This is a genomic window from Butyricimonas sp. DFI.6.44 (genome assembly GCF_022132345.1).
Taxonomy (GTDB): domain Bacteria; phylum Bacteroidota; class Bacteroidia; order Bacteroidales; family Marinifilaceae; genus Butyricimonas; species Butyricimonas muris.
Map to the genome: position 1 here is coordinate 32,413 of NZ_JAKNJD010000002.1, position 21,023 is coordinate 53,435.

At 50.5% G+C, this 21,023-nt stretch carries 26 protein-coding genes; 16 read left to right on the forward strand and 10 right to left on the reverse strand.

Annotated features, from left to right (window positions below):
* Window positions 1–4: 4 nt before the first annotated feature.
* The 7 genes from L0M98_RS03300 to L0M98_RS03330 all read right to left on the reverse strand — a co-directional run bounded on the left by L0M98_RS03300 (window position 5) and on the right by L0M98_RS03330 (window position 5,043).
* A complete protein-coding gene (locus L0M98_RS03300) occupies window positions 5–901 on the reverse strand; it encodes a hypothetical protein (protein WP_004289367.1) in 897 nt (298 codons plus the stop codon).
* Window positions 902–927: 26 nt separating this feature from the next.
* Window positions 928–1,788 carry an energy transducer TonB gene (locus tag L0M98_RS03305; RefSeq protein ID WP_004289368.1) on the reverse strand — a complete coding sequence of 287 codons (861 nt, stop codon included), beginning with the start codon at window positions 1,786–1,788 and terminating at the stop codon, window positions 928–930.
* Between the two features lie 30 nt (window positions 1,789–1,818).
* Window positions 1,819–2,247: an energy transducer TonB gene (locus L0M98_RS03310; RefSeq protein ID WP_004289369.1), complete on the reverse strand. Its 429-nt coding sequence runs from the start codon at window positions 2,245–2,247 to the stop codon at window positions 1,819–1,821.
* A gap of 41 nt (window positions 2,248–2,288) precedes the next feature.
* Entirely contained in the window at window positions 2,289–3,122 is an 834-nt protein-coding gene (locus tag L0M98_RS03315) for an SH3 domain-containing protein (RefSeq protein WP_004289370.1), read from the reverse strand.
* Between the two features lie 593 nt (window positions 3,123–3,715).
* Window positions 3,716–4,129: a single-stranded DNA-binding protein gene (locus L0M98_RS03320; RefSeq protein WP_004289372.1), complete on the reverse strand. Its 414-nt coding sequence runs from the start codon at window positions 4,127–4,129 to the stop codon at window positions 3,716–3,718.
* Window positions 4,130–4,180: 51 nt separating this feature from the next.
* The gene (locus tag L0M98_RS03325; RefSeq protein WP_007478980.1) at window positions 4,181–4,552 is read right to left on the reverse strand and encodes a hypothetical protein; all 372 of its coding nucleotides are present in this window, start codon (window positions 4,550–4,552) and stop codon (window positions 4,181–4,183) included.
* A gap of 44 nt (window positions 4,553–4,596) precedes the next feature.
* On the reverse strand, window positions 4,597–5,043 hold the full coding sequence (locus L0M98_RS03330; RefSeq protein ID WP_004289374.1) for a hypothetical protein: 447 nt from the start codon (window positions 5,041–5,043) through the stop codon (window positions 4,597–4,599).
* Window positions 5,044–5,274: 231 nt separating this feature from the next.
* On the opposite strand from L0M98_RS03330, the gene L0M98_RS03335 reads away from it, so the two are divergent.
* The gene (locus tag L0M98_RS03335) at window positions 5,275–5,451 is read left to right on the forward strand and encodes a hypothetical protein (RefSeq protein WP_004289376.1); all 177 of its coding nucleotides are present in this window, start codon (window positions 5,275–5,277) and stop codon (window positions 5,449–5,451) included.
* Between the two features lie 410 nt (window positions 5,452–5,861).
* On the opposite strand, the gene L0M98_RS03340 is transcribed toward L0M98_RS03335, so the two are convergent.
* Complete coding sequence (locus L0M98_RS03340) at window positions 5,862–6,149, reverse strand: hypothetical protein (protein WP_004289377.1); 288 nt, start codon at window positions 6,147–6,149, stop codon at window positions 5,862–5,864.
* Between the two features lie 5 nt (window positions 6,150–6,154).
* Here L0M98_RS03340 and L0M98_RS03345 point away from each other — a divergent pair, with 5 nt between their 5' ends.
* The 3 genes from L0M98_RS03345 to L0M98_RS03355 are packed head-to-tail and all read left to right on the forward strand — an operon-like array spanning window position 6,155 to window position 8,043.
* Window positions 6,155–6,721, forward strand: coding sequence for a sensor histidine kinase (locus L0M98_RS03345; protein ID WP_005776164.1), 567 nt, complete (start codon window positions 6,155–6,157; stop codon window positions 6,719–6,721).
* Window positions 6,696–7,454 (forward strand): LytR/AlgR family response regulator transcription factor, encoded by a 759-nt coding sequence (locus tag L0M98_RS03350; RefSeq protein ID WP_004289379.1) that lies wholly within the window; start codon window positions 6,696–6,698, stop codon window positions 7,452–7,454. Before L0M98_RS03345 ends, L0M98_RS03350 begins: the two co-directional genes overlap by 26 nt.
* Before the next feature lie 4 nt (window positions 7,455–7,458).
* Entirely contained in the window at window positions 7,459–8,043 is a 585-nt protein-coding gene (locus L0M98_RS03355; RefSeq protein ID WP_004289380.1) for a GNAT family N-acetyltransferase, read from the forward strand.
* Between the two features lie 177 nt (window positions 8,044–8,220).
* Here L0M98_RS03355 and L0M98_RS03360 read toward each other — a convergent pair whose 3' ends face one another.
* Entirely contained in the window at window positions 8,221–8,424 is a 204-nt protein-coding gene (locus L0M98_RS03360) for a hypothetical protein (RefSeq protein ID WP_007219806.1), read from the reverse strand.
* A 622-nt stretch (window positions 8,425–9,046) separates the two neighbouring features.
* Complete coding sequence (locus L0M98_RS03365; RefSeq protein WP_004289384.1) at window positions 9,047–9,841, reverse strand: M23 family metallopeptidase; 795 nt, start codon at window positions 9,839–9,841, stop codon at window positions 9,047–9,049.
* A gap of 140 nt (window positions 9,842–9,981) precedes the next feature.
* On the opposite strand from L0M98_RS03365, the gene L0M98_RS03370 reads away from it, so the two are divergent.
* Genes L0M98_RS03370 through L0M98_RS03425 form a run of 12 tightly spaced genes read left to right on the forward strand, consistent with a single transcriptional unit; the run spans window position 9,982 to window position 21,017 of the window.
* A complete protein-coding gene (locus tag L0M98_RS03370) occupies window positions 9,982–10,740 on the forward strand; it encodes a DUF4099 domain-containing protein (RefSeq protein WP_004289385.1) in 759 nt (252 codons plus the stop codon).
* A gap of 20 nt (window positions 10,741–10,760) precedes the next feature.
* Window positions 10,761–10,985 carry a hypothetical protein gene (locus L0M98_RS03375; protein WP_004289386.1) on the forward strand — a complete coding sequence of 75 codons (225 nt, stop codon included), beginning with the start codon at window positions 10,761–10,763 and terminating at the stop codon, window positions 10,983–10,985.
* A 24-nt stretch (window positions 10,986–11,009) separates the two neighbouring features.
* Window positions 11,010–12,584, forward strand: a complete 1,575-nt coding sequence (locus L0M98_RS03380; protein WP_004289387.1) for a hypothetical protein — start codon at window positions 11,010–11,012, stop codon at window positions 12,582–12,584.
* An 8-nt stretch (window positions 12,585–12,592) separates the two neighbouring features.
* A complete protein-coding gene (locus L0M98_RS03385; protein ID WP_227212407.1) occupies window positions 12,593–14,041 on the forward strand; it encodes a toprim domain-containing protein in 1,449 nt (482 codons plus the stop codon).
* 41 nt (window positions 14,042–14,082) lie between these two features.
* Window positions 14,083–15,471: a toprim domain-containing protein gene (locus tag L0M98_RS03390; protein WP_005776169.1), complete on the forward strand. Its 1,389-nt coding sequence runs from the start codon at window positions 14,083–14,085 to the stop codon at window positions 15,469–15,471.
* On the forward strand, window positions 15,468–15,965 hold the full coding sequence (locus L0M98_RS03395; protein ID WP_004289391.1) for a PH domain-containing protein: 498 nt from the start codon (window positions 15,468–15,470) through the stop codon (window positions 15,963–15,965). The genes L0M98_RS03390 and L0M98_RS03395 overlap by 4 nt, the downstream gene beginning before the upstream one ends.
* Window positions 15,946–16,641 carry a hypothetical protein gene (locus L0M98_RS03400; protein ID WP_004289392.1) on the forward strand — a complete coding sequence of 232 codons (696 nt, stop codon included), beginning with the start codon at window positions 15,946–15,948 and terminating at the stop codon, window positions 16,639–16,641. Before L0M98_RS03395 ends, L0M98_RS03400 begins: the two co-directional genes overlap by 20 nt.
* A 27-nt stretch (window positions 16,642–16,668) precedes the next feature.
* Complete coding sequence (locus L0M98_RS03405; RefSeq protein WP_004289393.1) at window positions 16,669–17,352, forward strand: hypothetical protein; 684 nt, start codon at window positions 16,669–16,671, stop codon at window positions 17,350–17,352.
* A 14-nt stretch (window positions 17,353–17,366) separates the two neighbouring features.
* Window positions 17,367–18,032 carry a hypothetical protein gene (locus tag L0M98_RS03410; RefSeq protein WP_004289394.1) on the forward strand — a complete coding sequence of 222 codons (666 nt, stop codon included), beginning with the start codon at window positions 17,367–17,369 and terminating at the stop codon, window positions 18,030–18,032.
* A gap of 25 nt (window positions 18,033–18,057) precedes the next feature.
* Entirely contained in the window at window positions 18,058–18,888 is an 831-nt protein-coding gene (locus L0M98_RS03415; RefSeq protein ID WP_004289395.1) for a M23 family metallopeptidase, read from the forward strand.
* 23 nt (window positions 18,889–18,911) lie between these two features.
* On the forward strand, window positions 18,912–19,196 hold the full coding sequence (locus tag L0M98_RS03420; RefSeq protein WP_039953110.1) for a hypothetical protein: 285 nt from the start codon (window positions 18,912–18,914) through the stop codon (window positions 19,194–19,196).
* Window positions 19,197–19,211: 15 nt separating this feature from the next.
* On the forward strand, window positions 19,212–21,017 hold the full coding sequence (locus L0M98_RS03425) for a hypothetical protein (protein ID WP_004289397.1): 1,806 nt from the start codon (window positions 19,212–19,214) through the stop codon (window positions 21,015–21,017).
* The last annotated feature ends 6 nt before the right edge of the window (window positions 21,018–21,023 follow it).

Consider the following 21,023-nt stretch of genomic DNA (forward strand, 5'->3'; position numbering starts at 1 on the left):
CTTTTTACATATCTGCTGCATAATTCTCGCCCTCCATGATAAACATTCCCGACTCTTTCCAGTAATACACCACATAAGGCTCTACTTTCGACATTTCATTGATGTCCTGCGTGGGCATTCCACTAAAATAGGTAAAGACCAGTGCGTTACCCTCTATTTTTCCGGCATACGACTCCACGCTTGACATAGGAATGCTTTCACCTTGTGGAGGATACATGGTCGTTTTGACCATAAAAACTTGTTCTCCTTTCTTTTCCAGTGTGAACGATGTCAGAGCATTGGCATAACTTTTTGAAAAAGCATGTTCTGGGATGGTGTTATCTTTCAAGTAAAAAGCATACTTCGGAGAAATATATCCGATACGTTTGTCTTGGGCAGAAAGCTCTACCTTGAACCATCCCTTTTCTTTCCCCAAGAATCTGAAGCTTTGTCCACGGTTGGCTTTCATTAAAGAACTACCCGATACAGGGGTGGAACGGACATTGATTTTATCTCCTCCACTGATGAATACGTAGTTACATTTATCTTTCTGCTTAAACACTACCGGCTCTGAACCGGGTGGCAAGAAGGACAGTTCCTTCGTGGTGGGATTGTACTTGAACTCCGCTTTTTGTTTTCCCATACTGCTTTCTACGGCAACCGAAGCCTCTGTATTATCAATGTGATAGACGTCTACAATACTATAGGTAAGCCCATAGCCTCCTTCAAACACATTGTAAGCACCGTAACTGCCATCTGTCGGTGTGTTGTAAAGGTCTATTTCCAACTGAATTTGGCTGTTGCCTTCCCAATATTCCCATTTGCCCACAAAGGGTTTTGTGTCATCTGCTTGTATAGACGCGTGTACACTCAAGAAGCCACAAACAAGGCTTATCAAACTTAGGCATATCAATTTTTTCATTATGCTGTTGCTTTATATGGTTAAAATTAAAGACTAAAAGTGACATATACGGCAGACTGTACCCGTACAGGCTGTCCGTCTTTGATTCCGGGTGTCCATTCCTTTAAGGACTTGACCACTCTTACGGCTTCGGTATTGAGATTGGCATGAACCTTTTTCACAGCCGTAACATCAGATACCGAACCGTCTTTCTCCACTATAAAGGAAACAAGCACATCGCCCTGAATCTTCTGCTGTTTGCAGATCATGGGATAACGTATGCTTCGGGCAATATCCGCCAGCAATGCTTGGTTTCCACCGGGGTATTCCGGCTCCTTATCCACCTCGCTGCCTTTGTACACCTTATTGGGGCTTACCTTGGATTGTGCCGGTTCTCGTCTATCTTCCTTCGGAGTGGTTGGCATACCAAATCTTCTTTCGGGAGTATCTTTGTCTGTTTCTTTTTGCTCTTCCAATTCCTGTTGTAATGTTCTTTGCAACACTTCACTGGAGATAAGAAAACCGTTGAACTTAGAAGGAGCGTACCCGGAGAATGCCGATACCACTTCGAAACTGAATGTTTTTCCCTCCTCGATACGTGGAAAATAATAAGTACCCGCTGTTTTTATCCGATTGCCCGGCATCAGGTAGAACAAGTCTATGGGCAAACTGCGGCTTGTCTTCTGTGCCACTCCCTTTATCTGAAATTTATAGCCGCCATTAGCGCGTCCCGTACAAGTAACGCTGGTAACATGCCAATAACGATCCACTCCGGCATCGCATTTGAACGGCACATTTACCGGATAACTCTTGGGAGGAATGGAAAAACTTGTTTGCGCAAAAGTCGCATGACTCATGAAGAATGCCCCTAAGACAATGAGGCATAGTAAAATAGATAATCGCTTCATACGTATATCGTTTTATAGTTTTTAGATTCATCAGAGTTTAAACGTGATAGGCAGAGTGTATTCCACATTTACCGGTTTGCCATCCTGTGTACCGGGAATCCAACGAGGCATGGACTTCACTACGCGGACAGCTTCCTTATCCAAATAAGGATCTACAGACTTGGTAACACGAATATTTGAGATAGAGCCATCGCTCTTGACTGTAAATTTCACCAACACTTTGCCTTGTATTTTCTGTTCCTTGCAAACTGTCGGAAACTTTAGATTCTTTGATAAAAATTGTACCAATGCGGTGATACCACCGGGAAATTCCGGAGACACCTCTCTCTTGTTCTGGGAAACTTTTGCCATCGAAGGCAAATCATTGATAGTTCTTGCCTCATTTGCAGCCTGTGTATCCAAACAGTTGCCAATCAGCAGTGCGGATAGTAAACTGCTCAAAATAATTTGTTTTTTCATACAGTTTTATTATTTAATTATCAATACGTTACATTATTCATTTATTTGCGATAAAATCCGGAACTGTCGCGTCCCCATTTGCCGCCAAATTGGTCGGTGTAATCACACTCGCTATAGGGAGAATCTTGTGTAAGATGATATAATGTTCCAGAATCAGTAAAACTTGCTGTTTTCAAACCACTTGAACTGCTTGATGATGAACCGCTCCAAGACTCCGTCGCTCCCTTATGCAAGTCTTTAAAACCGAGAATACCCATAATAAGACCTATCCCGTTGCCTATACTGAATCCCCATTGGGCCATATCCCACATGGTACCAGAGTCTATCCAACCCAGCCAATCAAGAATAAAACCTACTGCCAATCCAATCGCTCCAACAATCAAACCTACAACCAGCATCAATGCGAAGAATTGTAACACAATCTTAATAATGTAGATGGCTATGCCTAAAAACAGTATCCACTTTATCGCTGTGAACCAAGCCGATTCTCCTTCGGAATCAAACAACCAAGAGGTTAAGTCCCATGACTCTTCTTTGGTGGAAGTACCCGCTTCGTCTGTTTCTGTTACGGCTTCCAGATACGATGCGCTGACATAACCCTGCCAGCCATTATAATTGATATTAGCCCATCCGTTTTCTATAGATACAACATCAATCACGTTATCCTTAGACAATTGTCCTAATAGTTTTCCGTTTTTATTGGCTGAAGCTCGTACATTAAGACCGTTGGGAGCGGTCACTCGATAATGATCTGCAAAAGATTGCGTACATAGGGAAAAATTAAGGATTAGAAACAAAACCCATTTAATAATGTTTCTGCTAACGAACATATTCTTCAGCATACAAATACTTTGCTGGCTATATCTGTTCATCATAAATTAAGACTCTTGCAGTCCCGTAGAGTCTGCTTGATTAAACCACGAAGCGTGGAACTGCAAATGCCACGTTCTAAGTCGGAGGTCGTAGGAATAACCTTTATTCAGAGTATGGTAATAGCAGCCCACGCTATAGCGTGAGAAACCAATTACGCTTTTCCCTCTGAATAGTCTTGAATTTCCTACGTTCCCGACTTCGAGATAAGCATAACGCTTCTTTCTTTTCTAATATGTCTTGGAAAGAGTTTCCTCAATCCGGCACAAAGGTAGTGAAATTTCATGAAACAGGACCTTATATACCGTGATTTTCTTAAAGTTATGAGTGGATTTTAAGTCTATTGTTCTAAAACCAATATTAAATAAACTGCAAGAAAGACAAATCTATTAAATAATGGGCTAACATTTTCTGAAAAACTCTGTAAGGATAGAAAAAATGTTTGAGATGTATGAACTCTTAAGAAAGGACGAAACTAAAAAACAAAAATATAGTATCTACTAATTTTAACAAGAATAGGTTTACTAATTTCCTATTTTACTATGATTAGTAAATACTATATTTAGTATCTGCTTATTTTCAGATAGTTATTATCTTATCAGAAGGGCAAATCCTCCTTTTCGTCCTGCGGAAAATCGGCGGGAGGAACGGGTACGCTGTCTGCACCGTTTACATCGTTGTCCGCTCCGGCTGCCGCATCCTCGCGTTTTCCGGTATTGATAAAGGCAATGCTTTCTGCCGTGATGGAGAGCTGTATCTGGCTCTCGCCGTTCTTGTCTTTCCACAGGGAAGATGACAGTGTACCGTCAACGAGTATGAGTCTTCCTTTCGTCAGATATTCGGACAAATGGATATGGTTGTCCTTGTTGCTGCGTACCCTTATCCAAGTGGTAGTGTTTTGTCCTCTTGAATAATCGTCAACGGCTATGTCCATAGCCATGAATGAGCCGTGTACTCCTGAAATAACCTGGCAGTCTTTGCCGATGCGTCCGATAGTGTGAACATGTAACATAATAGAAAATTGTTTGTGGCAAGGTGGTTGGTCCTGCGTTACCTAAACTGTTTATTTTTTCCCTTCTTTCGGTTCCTTTCTCTGCCTGAACCGTTCCGGGATTTTATAGATGCGGTACATGGCTGCCGGTAGAGCTTCATGCGACGGCTTTTCTTGCCAATTACTCTTCGTAGAAGGAAGAATTTGCAAGAAATGCACTTCAAGCCGCCGGATCAAGCGCGGCAGCCGACCTTTGCATCTGAAAAACCGGACGGCGACGGCAGAGAGGAGACCGTAGAGATTATACCTATAACTGATATAAAAGGAAGAGGGCTTCGCCAAAGTATAAGAGCAGAGGGAAAGAGAGAGGTATAAAAGGAAGCCGACAACGGAGTTGCGGTATTTATAAACGGATATCGTGCCCTCCGCCAATGGTGTTGCCATAGGCACGATTCCCGTTTATAGCCAGTTTTGACCGGGCCGGTATCTTAAAGAGAGGAAGGCAGCAAATCCCCCATCCTCTGTTCCGGCATAGTGCAAAATCCACGAACGATAGTATCTTCGTTTACACCTTCAAGTCTGGCGAACATTTGCAACGCGTCAAATCCACAGTCGAACTGTTCCATGCTGACAGCGGGGGCAAAATGAACAATACCGTGGGGATAGCTTTTCGAGACACCTATCCACCCACGCAAATAATCATCGAAGCGTCCTTCCGCTTGTGACGCATGGAACTCTTGAGCATGGGAGCTGCAAATGCTTTTGCCGTACATTTCATCTCCTAAAATTAAAGTTCCCGTTTGCGGATTGTACATAAAACGCCGATTGGTTATCTGAAGAATATCTATGATTTCCCGTTTGACGTCGATAACCATCAGGATTTTTTCAACCTGCCGTTTTGTGCGTTTGCCTGTTTTACAGTTTTTCTTGTCCATCTCTTGTCTTTTATGTGAAACATCTGTTTTTTACCCTTTTTTCGGTTCTTTTCTCTGCCTGAACCGTTCCGGGATTTTACAGATGCGGTACACGACTGCCGGCAGGGCTTCATACGGCGGTTTTCCCGGCCAATTACTCTTTCGCAGAAAGGAAGAATTTGCAGGGAATGCACTTCAAGCCGCCGGATCAAGCGCGGCAGCCGACCTTTGCAGCTGGAAAACCGGACGGCGATGGCGGAGAGGAAACCGGAACAGGCCGGTAAATATGATGGTAAAAAGGGGGGTACGGCCTTGCCGGATATAAATGCAGGAGAAAATGAAATAGAAAAGAATGCGGCTTGGGCGGGTCAAGCAAGGGTCTGCCGGGGCAAACACGAACGGGATTCTCCTTATCCGCTCCACGCCTGAATTTCGACCGGGCGGAATGAAAGCGCGGGGCGGATAAGAAGTATCGCTGTTTGCCCTTGACGTGGCAGGTCACAAGGGAAAGATACGGAACAGGAGGCGGAAAGTCCGAAACCAGCGGCATAAAGACCGGTCGGGCTGTGGAATACCGTGTTGTTTCGACAGGTCGAAGCTCCGGCATGGAACGGCACGATCCGGGCTGCCGCCGGTTTGGAACGGCCTCCCGTCCCTTTCCTTGACGACTTGTTACGGCACAGACTTCCAACTGTTTACGGGGTTGGGAAAGCCGACGTATAACAGGGAAAACAGCCTGAAGGTAAAAAAGGAGATAATCGTGCTATAAAAGGTATCGGTTGCCCTGCAATCTGTCCGAAAGGCATTCGCCCTTCGGACAGACCACAGAGGTTACAGGCTTATAGTTTGGGCTTGTTCTTCGGGAGAATGGGACAAGAGAGTATTATTCTGTAAAATGACCCCAGCTCGGTCTTTACCGGGTCTTTCGATACCAAGAATGTCGCGCTCTCCTTGACTTTCGCTATATCCAAAATGGTCTTACAGATGTACTTATTCCTCAAGCGTGTTCCTCCCCTGTTGAACTGCAGCGGGAAACCTTGTTTGTCGGCGGTCTTGTGCAGAAACCATTCTTTGGGATTGTTCTCGTCATGGGCAAACTCCAGACGGTCATTCATCGTGATATTCATTTCTTTTGCCAGTTTGGTGGATAGACCCGCATTTCATGTTCAATAACTTCAGCATTCTGTCCGAACTGATAGTGGAAAACCGTACATTGGCGGAACGCTTCCTTGAGAATCTGTCGAGCGTTTACCGTTACGTCATCCAAAACTTGAAGCGCGACACCGTGCCGGTAAGCGAAGAGTTGGATTTCCTGCGTTCCTACCTCTACTTGATAGGGATGCGCTACGAGAATGCCATAAGCGTCGATGTGGATGAACAACTGGAGCGGACAGACGGCCGGATTCCCCCCGTCTGCCTCCAGCTGCTGGTAGAAAACGCCATCAAACACAACCGCTTGTCGGTACACCAACCGCTGCATATTCACGTCTTTCGGGAAGGAAACCACATTGTGGTGAAAAACGACCTTTGCCCCGTGTCGTCCGACCTGTCATCTACCGGTATCGGACAACGGAACATCATCGAGCGTTACTTCCTGTTGTGCGAGGAAAAGCCTGTCATCAAGAAAAGCGAACATTCATATATAGTCAAATTACCTATTATACCCGACGATTATGCACATCCTGATCATAGAAGATGAAAAACGGAACTTCAACCGGCTGAAAAGGCTGTTGGAAGAAATCGACGGCACATTCCGCATCGACGGGCCGTTGGCAAGCATTGTGGAGGCGGTGGAATGGCTACAGGCACATCCTGCCCCGGAGCTTATATTCGCTGACATCCGCCTGTCCGACGGCCTGAGTTTCGACGTGCTGCGCCGGACGGCAGTGCCCTCGCCTGTCATCTTCACCACCGCTTACGACGAGTATGCCATCCAGGCCTTCAAATACAACAGTTTCGATTATCTGCTGAAACCCGTCAAGGCCGACGAGCTTGCCGCCGCCATGGAAAAAGTGCGCCGCGCAAGTTCCCCGCAGACAAACGGCGAAGAGGTGCGCCAGCTATTGGAATATATGCGGCAAAGCAATTACCGTTATCGCGAGCGTTTTCTTCTGCCTTACCGCGACGGCTATATTTCCGTGCAGGTGAAAGATATCAGCCACATCGCTTTGGACGAACGCAATACGCTCCTTTGCCTGAACAACGGCACGTCCGAGACCGTGCCTTATTCTCTCGACGAGCTGGAATCCCAGCTCAACCCCGATGTCTTTTTCCGCGCCAACCGCCAGTACCTCATCCATATAGACAGTATCTTGAGTATCAATAACTGGTTCAACTCCCGACTGAAGATTCGTTTGAAGAAGTATCCCGATGTGGAAATCATCGTAAGCCGGGAAAGGGCGGCGGAGCTGAAAGGATGGTTAGACAGATAAGCTTATGAATACACCTATATTGGAAACCTCCCGCCTGATACTGCGGAAGTTCACGGAAAGAGACATGGAAGCCCTCTTCCTGATACTCAAAGACGAAGAAGCCAATAAATTCCTGCCTTGGTATCCGGTGAAAGACCTCGAAGAAACCCGGCGGTTTTATCAGGAAAGGTATGCGGCGAAATACGGACAGCCGCAAGCCTACGCCTATGCCATCTGCCTGAAAACGGACAATTTCCCGATAGGCTACGTGAAAGTCGATATGGAGGAACACCACGATTTCGGCTACGGGCTCCGCAAGGAGTTCTGGCATCGGGGGATTGCCACTGAAGCGGGCGGAGCCGTCATCGCCCAAGTGAGGAAAGACGGTCTGCCCTACATCACCGCCACGCACGACAGGAACAACCCGAGAAGCGGAAACGTGATGCGGAAGCTCGGCATGACGTACCGTTACTCATACGAAGAACTGTGGCAACCCAAGAACTTCCCCGTGATATTCAGAATGTACCAGTTAAACCTGAATGGCGACAACGAGTTCGTGTACAGGAAATATTGGGACGAGGCAACCAATCATTTCGTAGAAGACTTGTAGCCGGACACGAAGCCTGTTGTTCCGGCGGGACAAGCCATTGCTTTTTGTATGTTTATTCTGTATAACAAGGGGGCTGGCATCCAATCCACACCAACCCCACTCTTTTTTATCTATCGCCGCATAGGCATAAAGCGAAATATTGCTCCTGTTTCCGCTCAGATTAAATGATGTCCAGCTTCATACCGACGGGTCATACTGGGTTGCTCGCCTCACGGGAAACACCGTCAGGCTTGCCCGTAGCAGTCCCAACAACAAAACAAGATGAACAGTCCGACCGTGCAGAGAGAAACGGAGATAATGACGTGAAATATCAGTAGTTTGTTCAATATTGAGATATGCCGCCGAGAACAGCGTTTCGGAAGCGAAAATATTTTGATTCATACCGTGCGAAAATTTTATTTTTTTGATTATTCAATATATTCACCACGAACAGCTACACCTCGCTTTTCAGCCAAGTGTAGACATCAGTATAAACCATGAAAAACAAACTGCTAAATCAGAATCCGTCTCATCCCGAAAATATAATGCTCGCAGGCATTGTCCCAGTTCGGGCTACGGGAAGAGTCATGCACGAGGGTACAACAATAGGTCAGGTTGTTCATGCGGCAAATGAGATACCGCTGTAAAGTTCGGAGAAGATGGGCCGTTTCCACGGATATGTACCGAAGATGCACCCCATTTACCTATGCGCCGGCACGGCAAGCCACATCGGGGATTTCTCCGACTATGCCTGTTATGTCGCTGTCCTTTTTTTGCCGGATAGAGTTTCTGTCATGAAATTGCAGAAAAGAGGCGTTGTCCGTATTTCGGACACAACATTCCTGCGCAGCCGCCACACCGGCCGCCGGAACATGCTGCGCACCGGAACTGCATACCAAAGCCGTCAGTACCAACGATAGAACAACAACGGACCCTTTTATGCTTTAATTTTACTTTCCATAGGGTAAGCATAGCCCCCCTTTCTTACCATTTCCATAAAATAATTAACAAAAATAAACGAGAATTATCTGTATTTTTCATCTGCAAGACTTAATGAGGAAGTTTCTCTGGATTCGGCCAGTGCCGCCACGCACTCTTCGCGTATGGACTTGATGTAATCCAGTACCATTAACGGATCGACACTTTTGCCGTCGAGCTTGCAGGAAATATGCAGGTGTTCACCGGTGCTGCGTCCTGTAGAACCGGTAATGCCGACGACATCCCTCGGCCCGATAGCAGCCCCTTTCCGGGTAAGGATACGCGACAGGTGGCAATAGCTGACCGTGTAGTTTCCATGCCGGAGGGTTACATACTTGCCGGAGGATTTGTCCTGCCCGACTTTCACTACCACTCCCGCCATCATGGCCATTACCTCGTCGCCCCGCGCATGGAGGTCGATTCCGTTGTGAAACTTTCTTTTTCCGGTAAAAGGGTCTTTCCGATACCCATAAAGCGAGTTGATTTTCATCCGGCGCAGCGGATAGCTTACGCTAAGATAGCGTTCTATCCATACGTGCTTGCAGGTGTCGGCAGACAATGCCGGGGCAGCGTCTCCTGACGGTGGTAAGGTGTCTTGGACGGAAAGCGTGTATCCGGGCAAGGTTACCGCATTATCCCTACCGGCAGAAACGACTTCAACCCTGTATCGGAACGGCACGGTCGAAACCGTATTGAATTGTGCTTGAACGGGGCCTGCGACACTTGCAGCACCCGCCATCAAAAACAGTAGTTTCTTTCTCATGCGGCAAATATAACCAGCTCTGCCCAAGATGTCCCGTTTCCACGACCTTTTTCGACCAAAGTACAACAAAAAAAGCATTCAGAGTATGAATTTATGTGTAAAATCATACTTTGAACATAAAAATAAACACTCTTAATACACTAATATTATTCTATTATATACAGCGAAATGAAAAGAATCTATCTTTGCAAAGTATAATTCAAAATACAAAATCAATTATGAATAAAGTACGATTTGAACTAATTGAATTGCCCTATCCGACACTGGCCCGATTCGGGCTTACACAGGAGATGATCGAGGACTTGCCGATGCGTGTCCTTGATGAGATTTGCGACGGTCGACACTCTCCCGTGCTTCCGGTGCGTGTCCGTGACGAGAAAGGAGAACTGATAGAGAGCCGCAGCCGCTTCGCCCTTGTCCGCAGGGACGACGGCCGACCGGACGTGGTGTTCTATCCCGTTCTGGAATCCTCGCCGCTGGAACGCTATGACGAGGCGCAACAGAAACAGCTTCTTGACGGCAAAGCCATCATTGCGGACGTGGAGACGGCGGACGGGCGGCACAGCAAGGCATTCGTGCAGATAGACGAGGGAACGAAGCAAGTGATGTATGTTCCCACGCCGATTATCGGGCGCAACCTGCAAGTGCTGGCCGAAATAATGCATCTCGGTCCGGTAGAGGTAAACGGAATGCAGAACGGCGAACCGCTGACGCTGGTCGTAGACGACGAACCCGTCACAGTGGGTATCGACCTGCACGACAAGACCGGCATCCGCTTCTGTTCGGGCGACAGCCAAAAATGGAAAGAACAACCCAAACGCGAGTGGGACAAATACACTTTCGGCGTGTACGGCTGCTGGGTGATGGACGACGACGGCAATCTCGACTACGTTCCCGAAGAGGAATATACCGAGGAACTGTGGAACGAACAGAAGAAAAGCGCCGAGCGTAACCGTGCGGCGGGACTTCACAAATAACATCTTAACATTCATCAAATATGGCAGAACACCAATATTATCCCGAAGAGGTACTTATCGAGAAGATGGAGCGCGGCCAGTACGGCTGGCTTGACTATGTGAATCATTTCTCACCCGAATGGCAGGAGGAATATACCCGCTATTGCAAGGAGCACGGTCTCATGGTGGGCAATGAATCGGCCGCCGAGTTCGTCCACTACAAGGACGAACAACTGGAAGCGGCGATGGAGAGCGGAGACGCATAACGGAAACCTTTTTAACAACGGATTATGGCGATACGAAAGAATACCAACCCCCGAATGATGGACCTGCAACCCGAAATGCAGGACATATTGAGGCGTAACGGTATGCAGGCCCACGTGGTCAGTGACGGCACGGGCTACCGGCTCGTGGTACAGGGCCACGACTCGCCGCTGCTGACCTACGACCTTACCGAGCGTCAGATGTTGGCCCTGACGGACTGGGGGACAAACTCGGCCAACAAGAAAGCCTACAACGTGTTCACGAGCATTGTAGGGAAAGACTTTTATATGCCCAAGAACTTCGTCCATACCCGTAACGCCAACGGCCGTGTCGCTATGGGATTGCACGGCTACCGTATCGGTATGGGCGAATACGGACGTGTGGGACGGCTGGGTATGCCGCCTCCGTTCCTCGGTTGGACGCCACGCCACCAGTGGGGTTTCCATCTGCGGCGGGTCGGCGGACAGCTGTTCTATCCGGGACCACCCATTGTCCCTGAACGGTGGGACGGGCGCATGAAGCCGGGCGAATTGCAATCGGGCGGCTACGGATTTTATTACAAGTACAAGGACGGGCAGCCTATACAGTCCGCACGACAGACCGATGTCCTGCAGGACTTGCAAACGGTCATCACGCCGATAGTCAGCCGTCCGCGCAGTACAGAACCGGCCCGTACCTACAAGGAGTTGATTGCTTCTCCGGTCTATTTTTCCAACGAGAAATGGCAGGAGTGTCTTGCCTCCCACGGTCTTATCGTCGATAAGGAGGCACGGACCCTGACCGTACAGTCCGAAAAGGTGGCCGCCGATATGGTCTATGACCTGACGAAAGAAGAAACGGCCGTCCTGACCTCCAACTCCATCGAGGAACAACCTGTCGAGAAACGACTGGAAGTCCTGAACGGGGTAATCAGGGCGGATTTCGCCGACAAGGTAACAATGGCGGATCTCGACAGCGAGCGGCGTATCGCCCTCGGCTTGCACCCCGAAGTGCAGGAGGAACTGACGCAACGCCAGCAACAGGAGCAGGAAATCCTCTCCCCTCTGGAAAACCAGCTCCGGCAGGAGATGCCGTATGGCGCAACCGCTTCCGTCGATGGACGGGATATTTCCGTGCTCGACGAGCGCAAGGGCTGGTATCGGGAAGAACGGCACGGCAGGGAGGTCGAGGTCGGCGAAATAGCCGTACATCCATCCCCCATAGAGGGCAAGTACAAGATGACGGCCGTCATCGACGGGCAAGTCATCACTCACGAGATCAGCCAGAAGGATTACGATAAATTCCTTGCGGTCGATGACTACCATCGCATGAAAATCTTTTCGAAGATATTCAGCGAGGTGGACATGAAGATGCGGCCGGAAGCGCAGCGCAGTCTCGGCGTGAAAATTTTCGCCGCCCTCACAGCGGGAACGGTCATCACGGCGGGCGTCGTCCACGGCTTGCGGCATCATCATCACGGTCCGGAGTTCTACGGCGAGCGTTTCGGTGGCCCGCCACACCCGTATTTCAAACCCGGTGTCGATACGCCGAGAGACGTGGCCATACGCAATTTCGAGGCACAGATGAATCAGGATATTAACGATATGAGAAGAGGGAGATAAAGACAACTATGAGAGAAGGAGACCTTACCTACGACGACTTCCTGCAAAGGCTGAACATTCAGGACGTGCTGATTGACGCGGGCTACCACCAGAACCGGCGCGACGGCCTGCGCTATCCCTCGTATGTTCGTATAGACAGCGAGGGACGGCGTATCCGCGGCGACAAGTTCATCGTGACGCAACAGGGAAAATGCTGCTTCCAAGCCCAGCAGCAGAAAGTCTATAACATCATCTCGTTCATCAAGGAGCACCCGCAGTTCTTCACGGAATACCGTGTGGGCATGTCCCCCGACCGACTGGTGAACCTCGTGTGCAACCGGCTGCTGAACCATCCTATCGAGGACCGGACAACGCGGATTATACAGCCCAAGCGGGACATCCGCCCGTTCGACATCGCAAACTACGACCTGCACAAGTTCAACCCGCAGGACCGGGAGACACAGAAGAAGTTCTATCCTTATTTCAAGAGCCGGGGTATCGACCTCTACACGCAATATGCCTTCCACCGCCACTTCTGTCTGGCGACGAAACATCGTGAGGACGGTGCGGCATACACCAATCTCGCTTTTCCGCTGACCTTGCCCAAAGGCGACGGTACGGTCGTGGGCTTCGAAGAACGGGGACGTGCAAGAATGGACGGAAGCGGCAGCTACAAAGGCAAGGCCGAGGGCAGCAATTCGAGCGAGGGGCTGTGGATTGCCAGCCCTGCCAAGACCCCACTTGCGGAAGCCAAGCGTATCTATTGGTTCGAGAGTGCCTACGACGCAATGGCTTATTACCAGCTTAACCAGAAATGGGACAAGGAACTTAGAAAGGGAGTGTTCGTCTCTACTGGCGGAGCACCGAGCCAGCAACAGTTCAAAGCCATGATAGAGGCCACTCCACACGCTTACCACCATCTCTGCTTCGACGGGGACCGTGCCGGGCAGATCTTCGCCATCAACTTCGCGCTCACCCATGCGGGCAAGACATTCACCAGTAACGTGACGAAAGACGACAAACTGCTGGTCCGTATCAGTGGCGAGGAGAACCAAAACTACGAAGTAAAACTCGAACCCTTCGACTTTCACAGGATAGTCGGCACGCTTTTACGTCCCAAAGAAATCTATCGGGAAGATGGTACGCTTGACTATCGGACAATCGGCGACGGATATTTGCAGGAGATGAGCATGGTGTGCCAAGATGAGTACGAGATGGCTCTTGCCGAGGGTTCGGCCAGTGAGGAAACGCTGGAGGGCATGAGACAAAATATCATGGCCATAGAGGATGCGATCCGTAATCTTCCCGCTCCCGGCGAGGACAGCACCGACCTTATCGTGTACGAGCCCGCTGACAAAGGCTATAAGGACTGGAACGAACAGCTCTTGGCAAAAGCCAAGCTGCAAGAATCAGTTCACGAAGAGCCGGCCAGAAGAGAAGAACCCGAACAGGAACGGCAAGCACGTTTCCACCGATGACAATGCGGCACACCCCACATGAAACAACAAAAGAGAAGACAATGAATGACAAAGAACTGACACATGACGATTTTTTGCAAAGGCTCGACATCCGGGATGTACTGCTCGATGCCGGTTATCGCCAGAACCGACGCTTCGGTTTGCGTCTCTCTTCGTTTATCCGCACGGACAGTGAGGGAAAGCGTATCCGGGGCGACAAGTTCGTCATCACACAGCATGGGAAGTGCTGTTGCCAGCCACCCCGGCAGAAGGAATACAACGTCGTTTCGTTCATCAAGGAACACCCGCATCTTTTTGCAGAATACCATGAGGGCATAAATCCGGATCGGCTGGTGGAACTCGTATGCTACCGCCTTCTGCATTACCCTATTCCCGAACAGGAAACCCGCACAGGACAACCCCAGCGGGACACCCGACCGTTCGACATTGCGGACTACAACATTCAGAAGTTCGATCCGCAGGACAGGGGTACGCAGGAGAAGTTTGCACCCTATTTCGAGAAAAGGGGTATCGACCTCTGTACGCAGCAAACCTTTCACCGGGACTTCTGTCTGGCGACCCGACACAGCGAGGACGGTCAGAGGCGCACTTGCCTCGCCTTTCCGATGACGTTACCCGAAGATGCGGATAAGATCGTAGGATTCGAGAAGCGAGGACACGCCTACACGGACGGTAACTCCAGCTACGACGACATGACCGAGGGCAACCATTCGGGGGAAGGTGTATGGATTGCCAGTCCTGCCCGGACAGCTCTTTCGGAAGCCAAGCATATCTACTGGTTCGAGAGTGCCAGCGAGGCAATGGCCTACTACCAGCTTCATCAGGCGAAAAACCAAGAGCTACGAAAGGCGGTCTTCGTCTCAACGGGCGGCGAACCTACCGAGAAACAGATGCGAGGCGTGCTTGAGCTTACGATCCCGGCCCGGCAGCATATCTGTTTCGACACCGGTCGGGAGGGGTGGAAGTTTGCCCAAACCCTGCAAAAGGAAATCTGCCGCACGATACGCTCCACCATCGAGGAGACACCGGAGCGGAAACCATATCTCGATTCCATACCGGACGGCAATGATCTGGACGAAGGAGAATTTTATCTGTTGCCCAAAGGCGGCTTGCAAGAGAGCTGCATACGATTCGATGCCGAACGGGAAGAAGCCATATCAATGAGTTCGAGCAGGTTGTGTGCCCCGGAAGATGTGCAGGACCAAATAGATACCATGAGGAAGTGTTACCGTGAGTTCCGTGAGAAATTACAGGATTTTCTCGGTATCGACAAGGAGCATGATGTCGCCATTTCCCGTGAAATGCCGGACTGTCGCTATACAGGCTGGAATGAACAATTGCTGGCAGAGCAACAGCAAGAATCGGTCCGTGAAGAGTCGGTCAGAGAGGAAGAACCTGAACAAGAACGACAAACACATTTTCGCCGATGACTATGCAGCATTCCATACAAGACGAGCGGAATATCCTTCTGCGGCCGCATACCGGGCAATTCGTCATCGACGAACTGCCGCTGATGTTCGTGTGCATGGCGGGGCTGGTGTACGGCGGCATGGAAGGTCTGCCGTTGAGCAGTATGGCGAGAATCGTTTCCTTATTTCTGCTCCTCGTGTTGCTGTATCGCTTCATCTACCTGCGTCGGATACGTTACAGGGTCGGCGAAGAACAGCTTGTCAGCGAACACGGCATTTTCATACGCAGGGTGGACTACATGGAACTGTACCGTATCGTGGACTTTCAAGAACACCAGAGCCTCCTGCAACAGATTTGCGGGTTAAAGACGGTTCGCATTCTCTCGATGGACCGGAACACGCCAAGGCTCGACCTTATCGGCGTCCGATGCGGAAACGACATCGTGGCGATTATCCGTGAACGTGTGGAAATCAATAAACGAAAAAAGGGAATCTATGAGATTACGAATCATTAGTATATGGGCGGTCTTGATACTTGCCGGTCTGCTTCCGCAACTGGCCAAGGCGCAGATTGCCGCCTCAAACCCGCTGGAATGGGCGGCGTTGGCCGAGGGCAATGAATTGATTAACGGCCAGATAGACAAACAAATCAAAGGACAGACGCAGACCGCCTTGATGCAAAACAGTATCGCAGCAGAGTTCAATCGCATACACGAGTGGGAGAAACAGTACAACAGCTACCTCAAGACGGCGAGCGGCTATGCCTCGTCGCTGAAAGCCTGCACGCACCTCTATAATGACGGTGTACGGATTTTCCTCACACTGGAAAAATTGGGCAAAGCGATACGGAACAACCCGCAGGGTATCGTCGCCAGCATGAACATGAACAACCTCTATATCGAGACAGCGACGGAACTGGTCTCCGTGTTCACGCTGCTGAACGATGCCGTGGCCAAAGGCGGCATGGAAAACATGCTCACGGGGGCGGAACGGAGCAAAACCCTGTGGGCTTTGAACGACCAGCTCGCGGCATTCAGCCGGAAACTGCATCTGCTCTATTTGAGCCTGCGCTATTATACCCTGAACGACGTGTGGAACAACATAACGGCGGGTATGATAGACCGCAGCAACGGCGAAGTGGCCCGTCTGGCCATGTCCCGCTGGCGCAGGGCGGCAGCCACCGCCCGTTGAAAAAAGGACAATAAAAAACGAAGAACGATGAAGCGGATAATCTCGATATGGATTCTGTTGCTGTGCGCCGGTATCTCGAAGGTACAGGCGCAGAACGATGCGACCCTTGCGGGAATGATTCTGGTTTATACCAACAAGGCCGAGAAGGAACTGAAAAACCAAGAGAAGGTCATGCTGATGCAAACCACAGGGCATGTGTGGACAAAAGAAGAAGTGGAAGGTACGACGGACTTGCAACGGGAGTTCAACAATTACCTGAACTCGTTCCGTTCGATTGTCTGCTATGCGGCGCAGATTTACGGTTTCTACCATGAAATATCGCAGCTTACGGACAACATGGGCGACTTCACCAAACAATTGAGCAGACATTCGACGGGTGCATTGGCTGTCGCCCTCTCCACGCGGCGCAACCAGATTTACCGGGAGATGATATTGAACAGCGTGGAGATTGTGAACGACATCCGCACGGCCTGCCTGTCGGACAACAAGATGACGGAAAGGGAACGTATGGAGATCGTGTTCGGCATACGTCCGAAACTCCGGTCGATGAACCGGACGCTGCAACGGCTGACTAAAGCCGTGAAATATACCAGGATGGGCGACATCTGGCGGGAAATCGACGAGGGTGCACGCCCTGTTGCGGACAAGTACGACATCGTGAAAGCCGCCCAAAGACGATGGCGGCAAAATGGAAGAAATGTTAGACCCTAAAAAAGAATAAAAATATGGGAGCTTGGGATACGATATTGAAATACGGCGGAAAGGCCATGAAAGGCATGGGCAAGGCCGCCAATGCGACGGGAAAAAGTGCCGGTCATGCGGTACTGCATCCCTCGCAGACCCTTCGGGGAGCCGGGCAGGCGGTCAAAATGGCCACTACCGGAGCTGCCGTCGGCTATGTGGGCTGGGAAAAACTGACCACCGACAAAAGTGTCGCACGGATCGTCAGTGAGGCCGTAGTCGGCAAATCCGCCACGGATGCCCTTGCAGGTACGACCGAAGACATGAAGGAACTGAAAGACAAAGCCGGAGAGACGGTCTCTGCCATAGGCGAGGCTGTGGGAGGCGCGGACTCGAAACTGAACGGGGTGTCGAACTTCCTGCGGGAAGCCTCCGGCGGTGGGTTGTTCAACATGCTCAGCGGCTTTTTGCGAAACCTCGGAGGAGGCAATGTGTCGGGGTTGAACATTGCAGGACTGATTGCGGCGGCGTACCTCGTGTTCGGACGTTCCGGCTGGCTGGGTAAAATCGCCGGTCTGTTCCTGGGCATGATGCTTATCGGCAACAATGCGGGCGTTGTCCGCACGGTTCCCTCGGAAACGGTATCGAGGACACAGACGCCGACACTCTCTCCGGAGGAACAAGCGCAAAGCGGAGGAATGAGAAGGTAGGAACACATAAAAAATATATATCACAATGAAATATACGGAAGAAATGATCCTGCACTCGGACAGCGGTTACTGTATGCCGTTCGAAGAGCCGCGGGGAAAAGACGTGGAACTGTCGCTCGGTTACGGCGAGCAGGTACACCCGACAACGGGAGAAAAGTTCTTTCATCACGGGATAGACTTCAAAGCGCGGTACTACATACTGTCGGCTGTGGCCAGTGGCATCGTGTCGGGCGTGGGAAACGACCCGGTACACGGCATTTGCCAGACAGTCCGTTACGGCGGGTACGAGGTGACATACGGTCTTCTGTCGAATGTGTTCGCACAATTCGGACAACGGGTGAAAGCCGGACAAACGGTGGCTTTGAGCGGTGAACGGCTGCATATAGAAGTCAAATTCAAGGGCGAGGAGCTGAACCCGATAGAGTTCCTGACCATGTTGTACGGCAACATCAAGGCTTTGCAGGAAACCGACGGCAACGGCCCTGCAGGTTTTTACGATGCGGAAACGGGAGTAAAAAACGACTACGAGAAGGACCAAAGGGAAATAGAAGAGCTGATGCTCCGCTTTCTGCCGCTTTACATGGAGGATTTGCAGCGGGGAGCGTACACGGTGCCCGCACATACGGAACAGTCGCTCCGCCACATCTTCACGATGGGAGCGATGAAAGAGTATTTCTACGAGCAGATGCCGAGCATAGCCAATCCCCTCGGACTGGGGCGCAAAGCCATGCCGCTTGCCTGCAAAGTTCAGAACCTGCTGATAGCGGATTTCCTGAACTACCTTGCCCTGCGGCATGAGGTGTACCTCTCCACAATGGGCGGCGAGGTAAAAAAAAACTTCATGACGAAGCTGTAGCGGGCTGCGGACTCATCGACCCGCTGGCGGAGTTGGACATCGACATCCAGAGTTTCGACATATCGAGGATTGTCTCCGTCTATCCCGACCGCGCCGGAGTCCGCTGGTGGACGAAAGCATGGTTCAACAACAGGGAAGAAGGGGAAGCCTCGGTGGAAATCGAACGGGAACAGGCGGTACGCTTCATTCAAGACCGTATCGAAAAAGATGCATGGCTCGAAGAGTTTTTCCCCAAGCAAATGGAAGTGTACCACAACGCCATCGAACAAACGAAGAAACAACTGCTGAAACAGATAAACATGATATAGAAAGATATTGATTATATGGACGAAATCAAACATAGCAGGAGGTTTGCGGAAATAGAGACCCTCATGGGCAGTTATTTCCGCCATCATCTCGTCCCCGTCATGACGCAGACGCAAACCTACCTGACCGAGAAGCAGGGCGAGGAAATGAAGGAGTATTCGACTTCCATAAGCGGCATACTCGGCATGATGGCGTCGGCGGGCCAACCGCTCTCCGACCCGTACCAAACACTCAAGGTAACGGGAGAATGGAACTCCAAAACGACAGAGGACTACATCGAGATGTGCAATAAACGGATTCTCTCGTCGGAAGAAATACAGCACGATCTCGCCTACATGGCCGGAGAGTGGCGCGATACCGTCGTGCAGGAAGTCGGACGCGAGCGTTACGACGAACTGTCGCAGGAATTGGGCTGTGACCTCGCCTACGTTTTCGTGGACTACCGCGTGGAGCAACTGATGATAGACCATCTGGTGAAGGAACGTATGCCCAAGTCCTCGGCGGACTACATCATCCGCAAAGCGGCTGAATCAAGCCTGTTGGGGTTGCCTCAGGCGTTGAGCCGCTCGCCGCTGGCCGAAGAGATAGAGAAACGCGGAGAGGCCGCCTATCGTCCGAGCAAGTTGGAAAAAGGAGCAGGTTGGGTGTTGGGGGCTTCAGCCGATACCGTCATGCTGGGCGGTGCAGGTTCGTGGGCGAGCTTCGCACGGTTCATCGGAGCGGATACAGCCATCTCGGCCGTTGCCGATCACTTCGGGGCAGAAGAGACACAGACGCTCTCTGCAGAGGAGTGTATCAGCAAGGGTGTGTTCGGCAGCGAAAGCAATGTGTTCGAGGGATTCCGTAAGGAAGCAGCGGCGATTCCACCCAAAGAGAACACACTCTTGGCCGAAGCCAACGGAGAGTTACAGAAAAAGATACCGATTATAACATTCGATTTTATGGATTGGTGGAAAACAGACAGTATAAATATGCCGTGGCGGGAAGAAACTGCCGGGGAAGAACGGAAGCGGGCGGAACGGTATAAAGATGTGCCGATGGTGGTCGCTCCCGGACAGGAGGAAGCCTATCTGCAAGACTTGGAAAGAGGGAATACCGAAACGGAACAAGCCGGTCAGGAATCCGAACAGAGGGAAAAAGAGGCGAAAGAAGTGCAGGTTTCCACAGTCTCCACCGAGAAAACGATACGGGAAGAGCCGTCCGGGCAAGAACCGCAGACCATACAGACCAACGAGAACGGTTGGGATGGACTGACCCGTTTCCTCGGACTGGAAGGTTTCAGCGAAGTCATGAGTAATCCGGGCAGTGTGTTGGCCATGCTGCCAGACATGCTATTGGGTATATTCACAGGCAAGACGCAATCACTGGGACTGAAAGAAAACCTGCTGCCGATAGCGAGTATCGTGGCGGGCATATTCGTCAAGAATCCGATGCTAAAGATGTTGCTTATCGGCTTGGGTGGTGCGAACCTGCTGAACAAGGCGGGGCACGAGGCACTGGGAAAAGAAAGGACGGAGAGAAACGGAAATGTGGCCACGACCGACAAAAAGGTGCAGTACAGACGCTATCCCGATGAGCCGCTCAATCCACGTATTGTGAATCCGGTACTGCAAGGCAATACCCTTATTGCCACGATAGACCACGTGCCCTGCACGGTGCAGCTTAATTCCACGGTGGCGGACGCCTACCGTGCCGGTGCCTTGCCGCTGAACACGCTGGCCAATGCCGTGCTCGTCCAAAGCGACCGACTTCGCCAGATGGCTTCGCAGAACTATGACAACGGACAACAGGAGACCATCGTGCGGACACGGGGCATTCAGTAATATCAT

Coding starts and splice junctions, on each gene's coding strand:
- L0M98_RS03325 (WP_007478980.1), bottom strand. CDS start 4,552: ATGGCAACACCATTGGCGGAGGGCACGATATCCGTTTATAAATACCGC.
- L0M98_RS03305 (WP_004289368.1), bottom strand. CDS start 1,788: ATGAAGCGATTATCTATTTTACTATGCCTCATTGTCTTAGGGGCATTC.
- L0M98_RS03395 (WP_004289391.1), top strand. CDS start 15,468: ATGACTATGCAGCATTCCATACAAGACGAGCGGAATATCCTTCTGCGG.
- L0M98_RS03370 (WP_004289385.1), top strand. CDS start 9,982: ATGAATAAAGTACGATTTGAACTAATTGAATTGCCCTATCCGACACTG.
- L0M98_RS03310 (WP_004289369.1), bottom strand. CDS start 2,247: ATGAAAAAACAAATTATTTTGAGCAGTTTACTATCCGCACTGCTGATT.
- L0M98_RS03315 (WP_004289370.1), bottom strand. CDS start 3,122: ATGATGAACAGATATAGCCAGCAAAGTATTTGTATGCTGAAGAATATG.
- L0M98_RS03415 (WP_004289395.1), top strand. CDS start 18,058: ATGAAATATACGGAAGAAATGATCCTGCACTCGGACAGCGGTTACTGT.
- L0M98_RS03390 (WP_005776169.1), top strand. CDS start 14,083: ATGAATGACAAAGAACTGACACATGACGATTTTTTGCAAAGGCTCGAC.
- L0M98_RS03385 (WP_227212407.1), top strand. CDS start 12,593: ATGAGAGAAGGAGACCTTACCTACGACGACTTCCTGCAAAGGCTGAAC.
- L0M98_RS03340 (WP_004289377.1), bottom strand. CDS start 6,149: ATGAATATCACGATGAATGACCGTCTGGAGTTTGCCCATGACGAGAAC.
- L0M98_RS03360 (WP_007219806.1), bottom strand. CDS start 8,424: ATGAATCAAAATATTTTCGCTTCCGAAACGCTGTTCTCGGCGGCATAT.
- L0M98_RS03365 (WP_004289384.1), bottom strand. CDS start 9,841: ATGCTTTTTTTGTTGTACTTTGGTCGAAAAAGGTCGTGGAAACGGGAC.
- L0M98_RS03425 (WP_004289397.1), top strand. CDS start 19,212: ATGGACGAAATCAAACATAGCAGGAGGTTTGCGGAAATAGAGACCCTC.
- L0M98_RS03410 (WP_004289394.1), top strand. CDS start 17,367: ATGGGAGCTTGGGATACGATATTGAAATACGGCGGAAAGGCCATGAAA.
- L0M98_RS03300 (WP_004289367.1), bottom strand. CDS start 901: ATGAAAAAATTGATATGCCTAAGTTTGATAAGCCTTGTTTGTGGCTTC.
- L0M98_RS03355 (WP_004289380.1), top strand. CDS start 7,459: ATGAATACACCTATATTGGAAACCTCCCGCCTGATACTGCGGAAGTTC.
- L0M98_RS03375 (WP_004289386.1), top strand. CDS start 10,761: ATGGCAGAACACCAATATTATCCCGAAGAGGTACTTATCGAGAAGATG.
- L0M98_RS03335 (WP_004289376.1), top strand. CDS start 5,275: ATGGCGGAGAGGAAACCGGAACAGGCCGGTAAATATGATGGTAAAAAG.
- L0M98_RS03380 (WP_004289387.1), top strand. CDS start 11,010: ATGGCGATACGAAAGAATACCAACCCCCGAATGATGGACCTGCAACCC.
- L0M98_RS03350 (WP_004289379.1), top strand. CDS start 6,696: ATGCACATCCTGATCATAGAAGATGAAAAACGGAACTTCAACCGGCTG.
- L0M98_RS03405 (WP_004289393.1), top strand. CDS start 16,669: ATGAAGCGGATAATCTCGATATGGATTCTGTTGCTGTGCGCCGGTATC.
- L0M98_RS03320 (WP_004289372.1), bottom strand. CDS start 4,129: ATGTTACATGTTCACACTATCGGACGCATCGGCAAAGACTGCCAGGTT.
- L0M98_RS03330 (WP_004289374.1), bottom strand. CDS start 5,043: ATGGACAAGAAAAACTGTAAAACAGGCAAACGCACAAAACGGCAGGTT.
- L0M98_RS03400 (WP_004289392.1), top strand. CDS start 15,946: ATGAGATTACGAATCATTAGTATATGGGCGGTCTTGATACTTGCCGGT.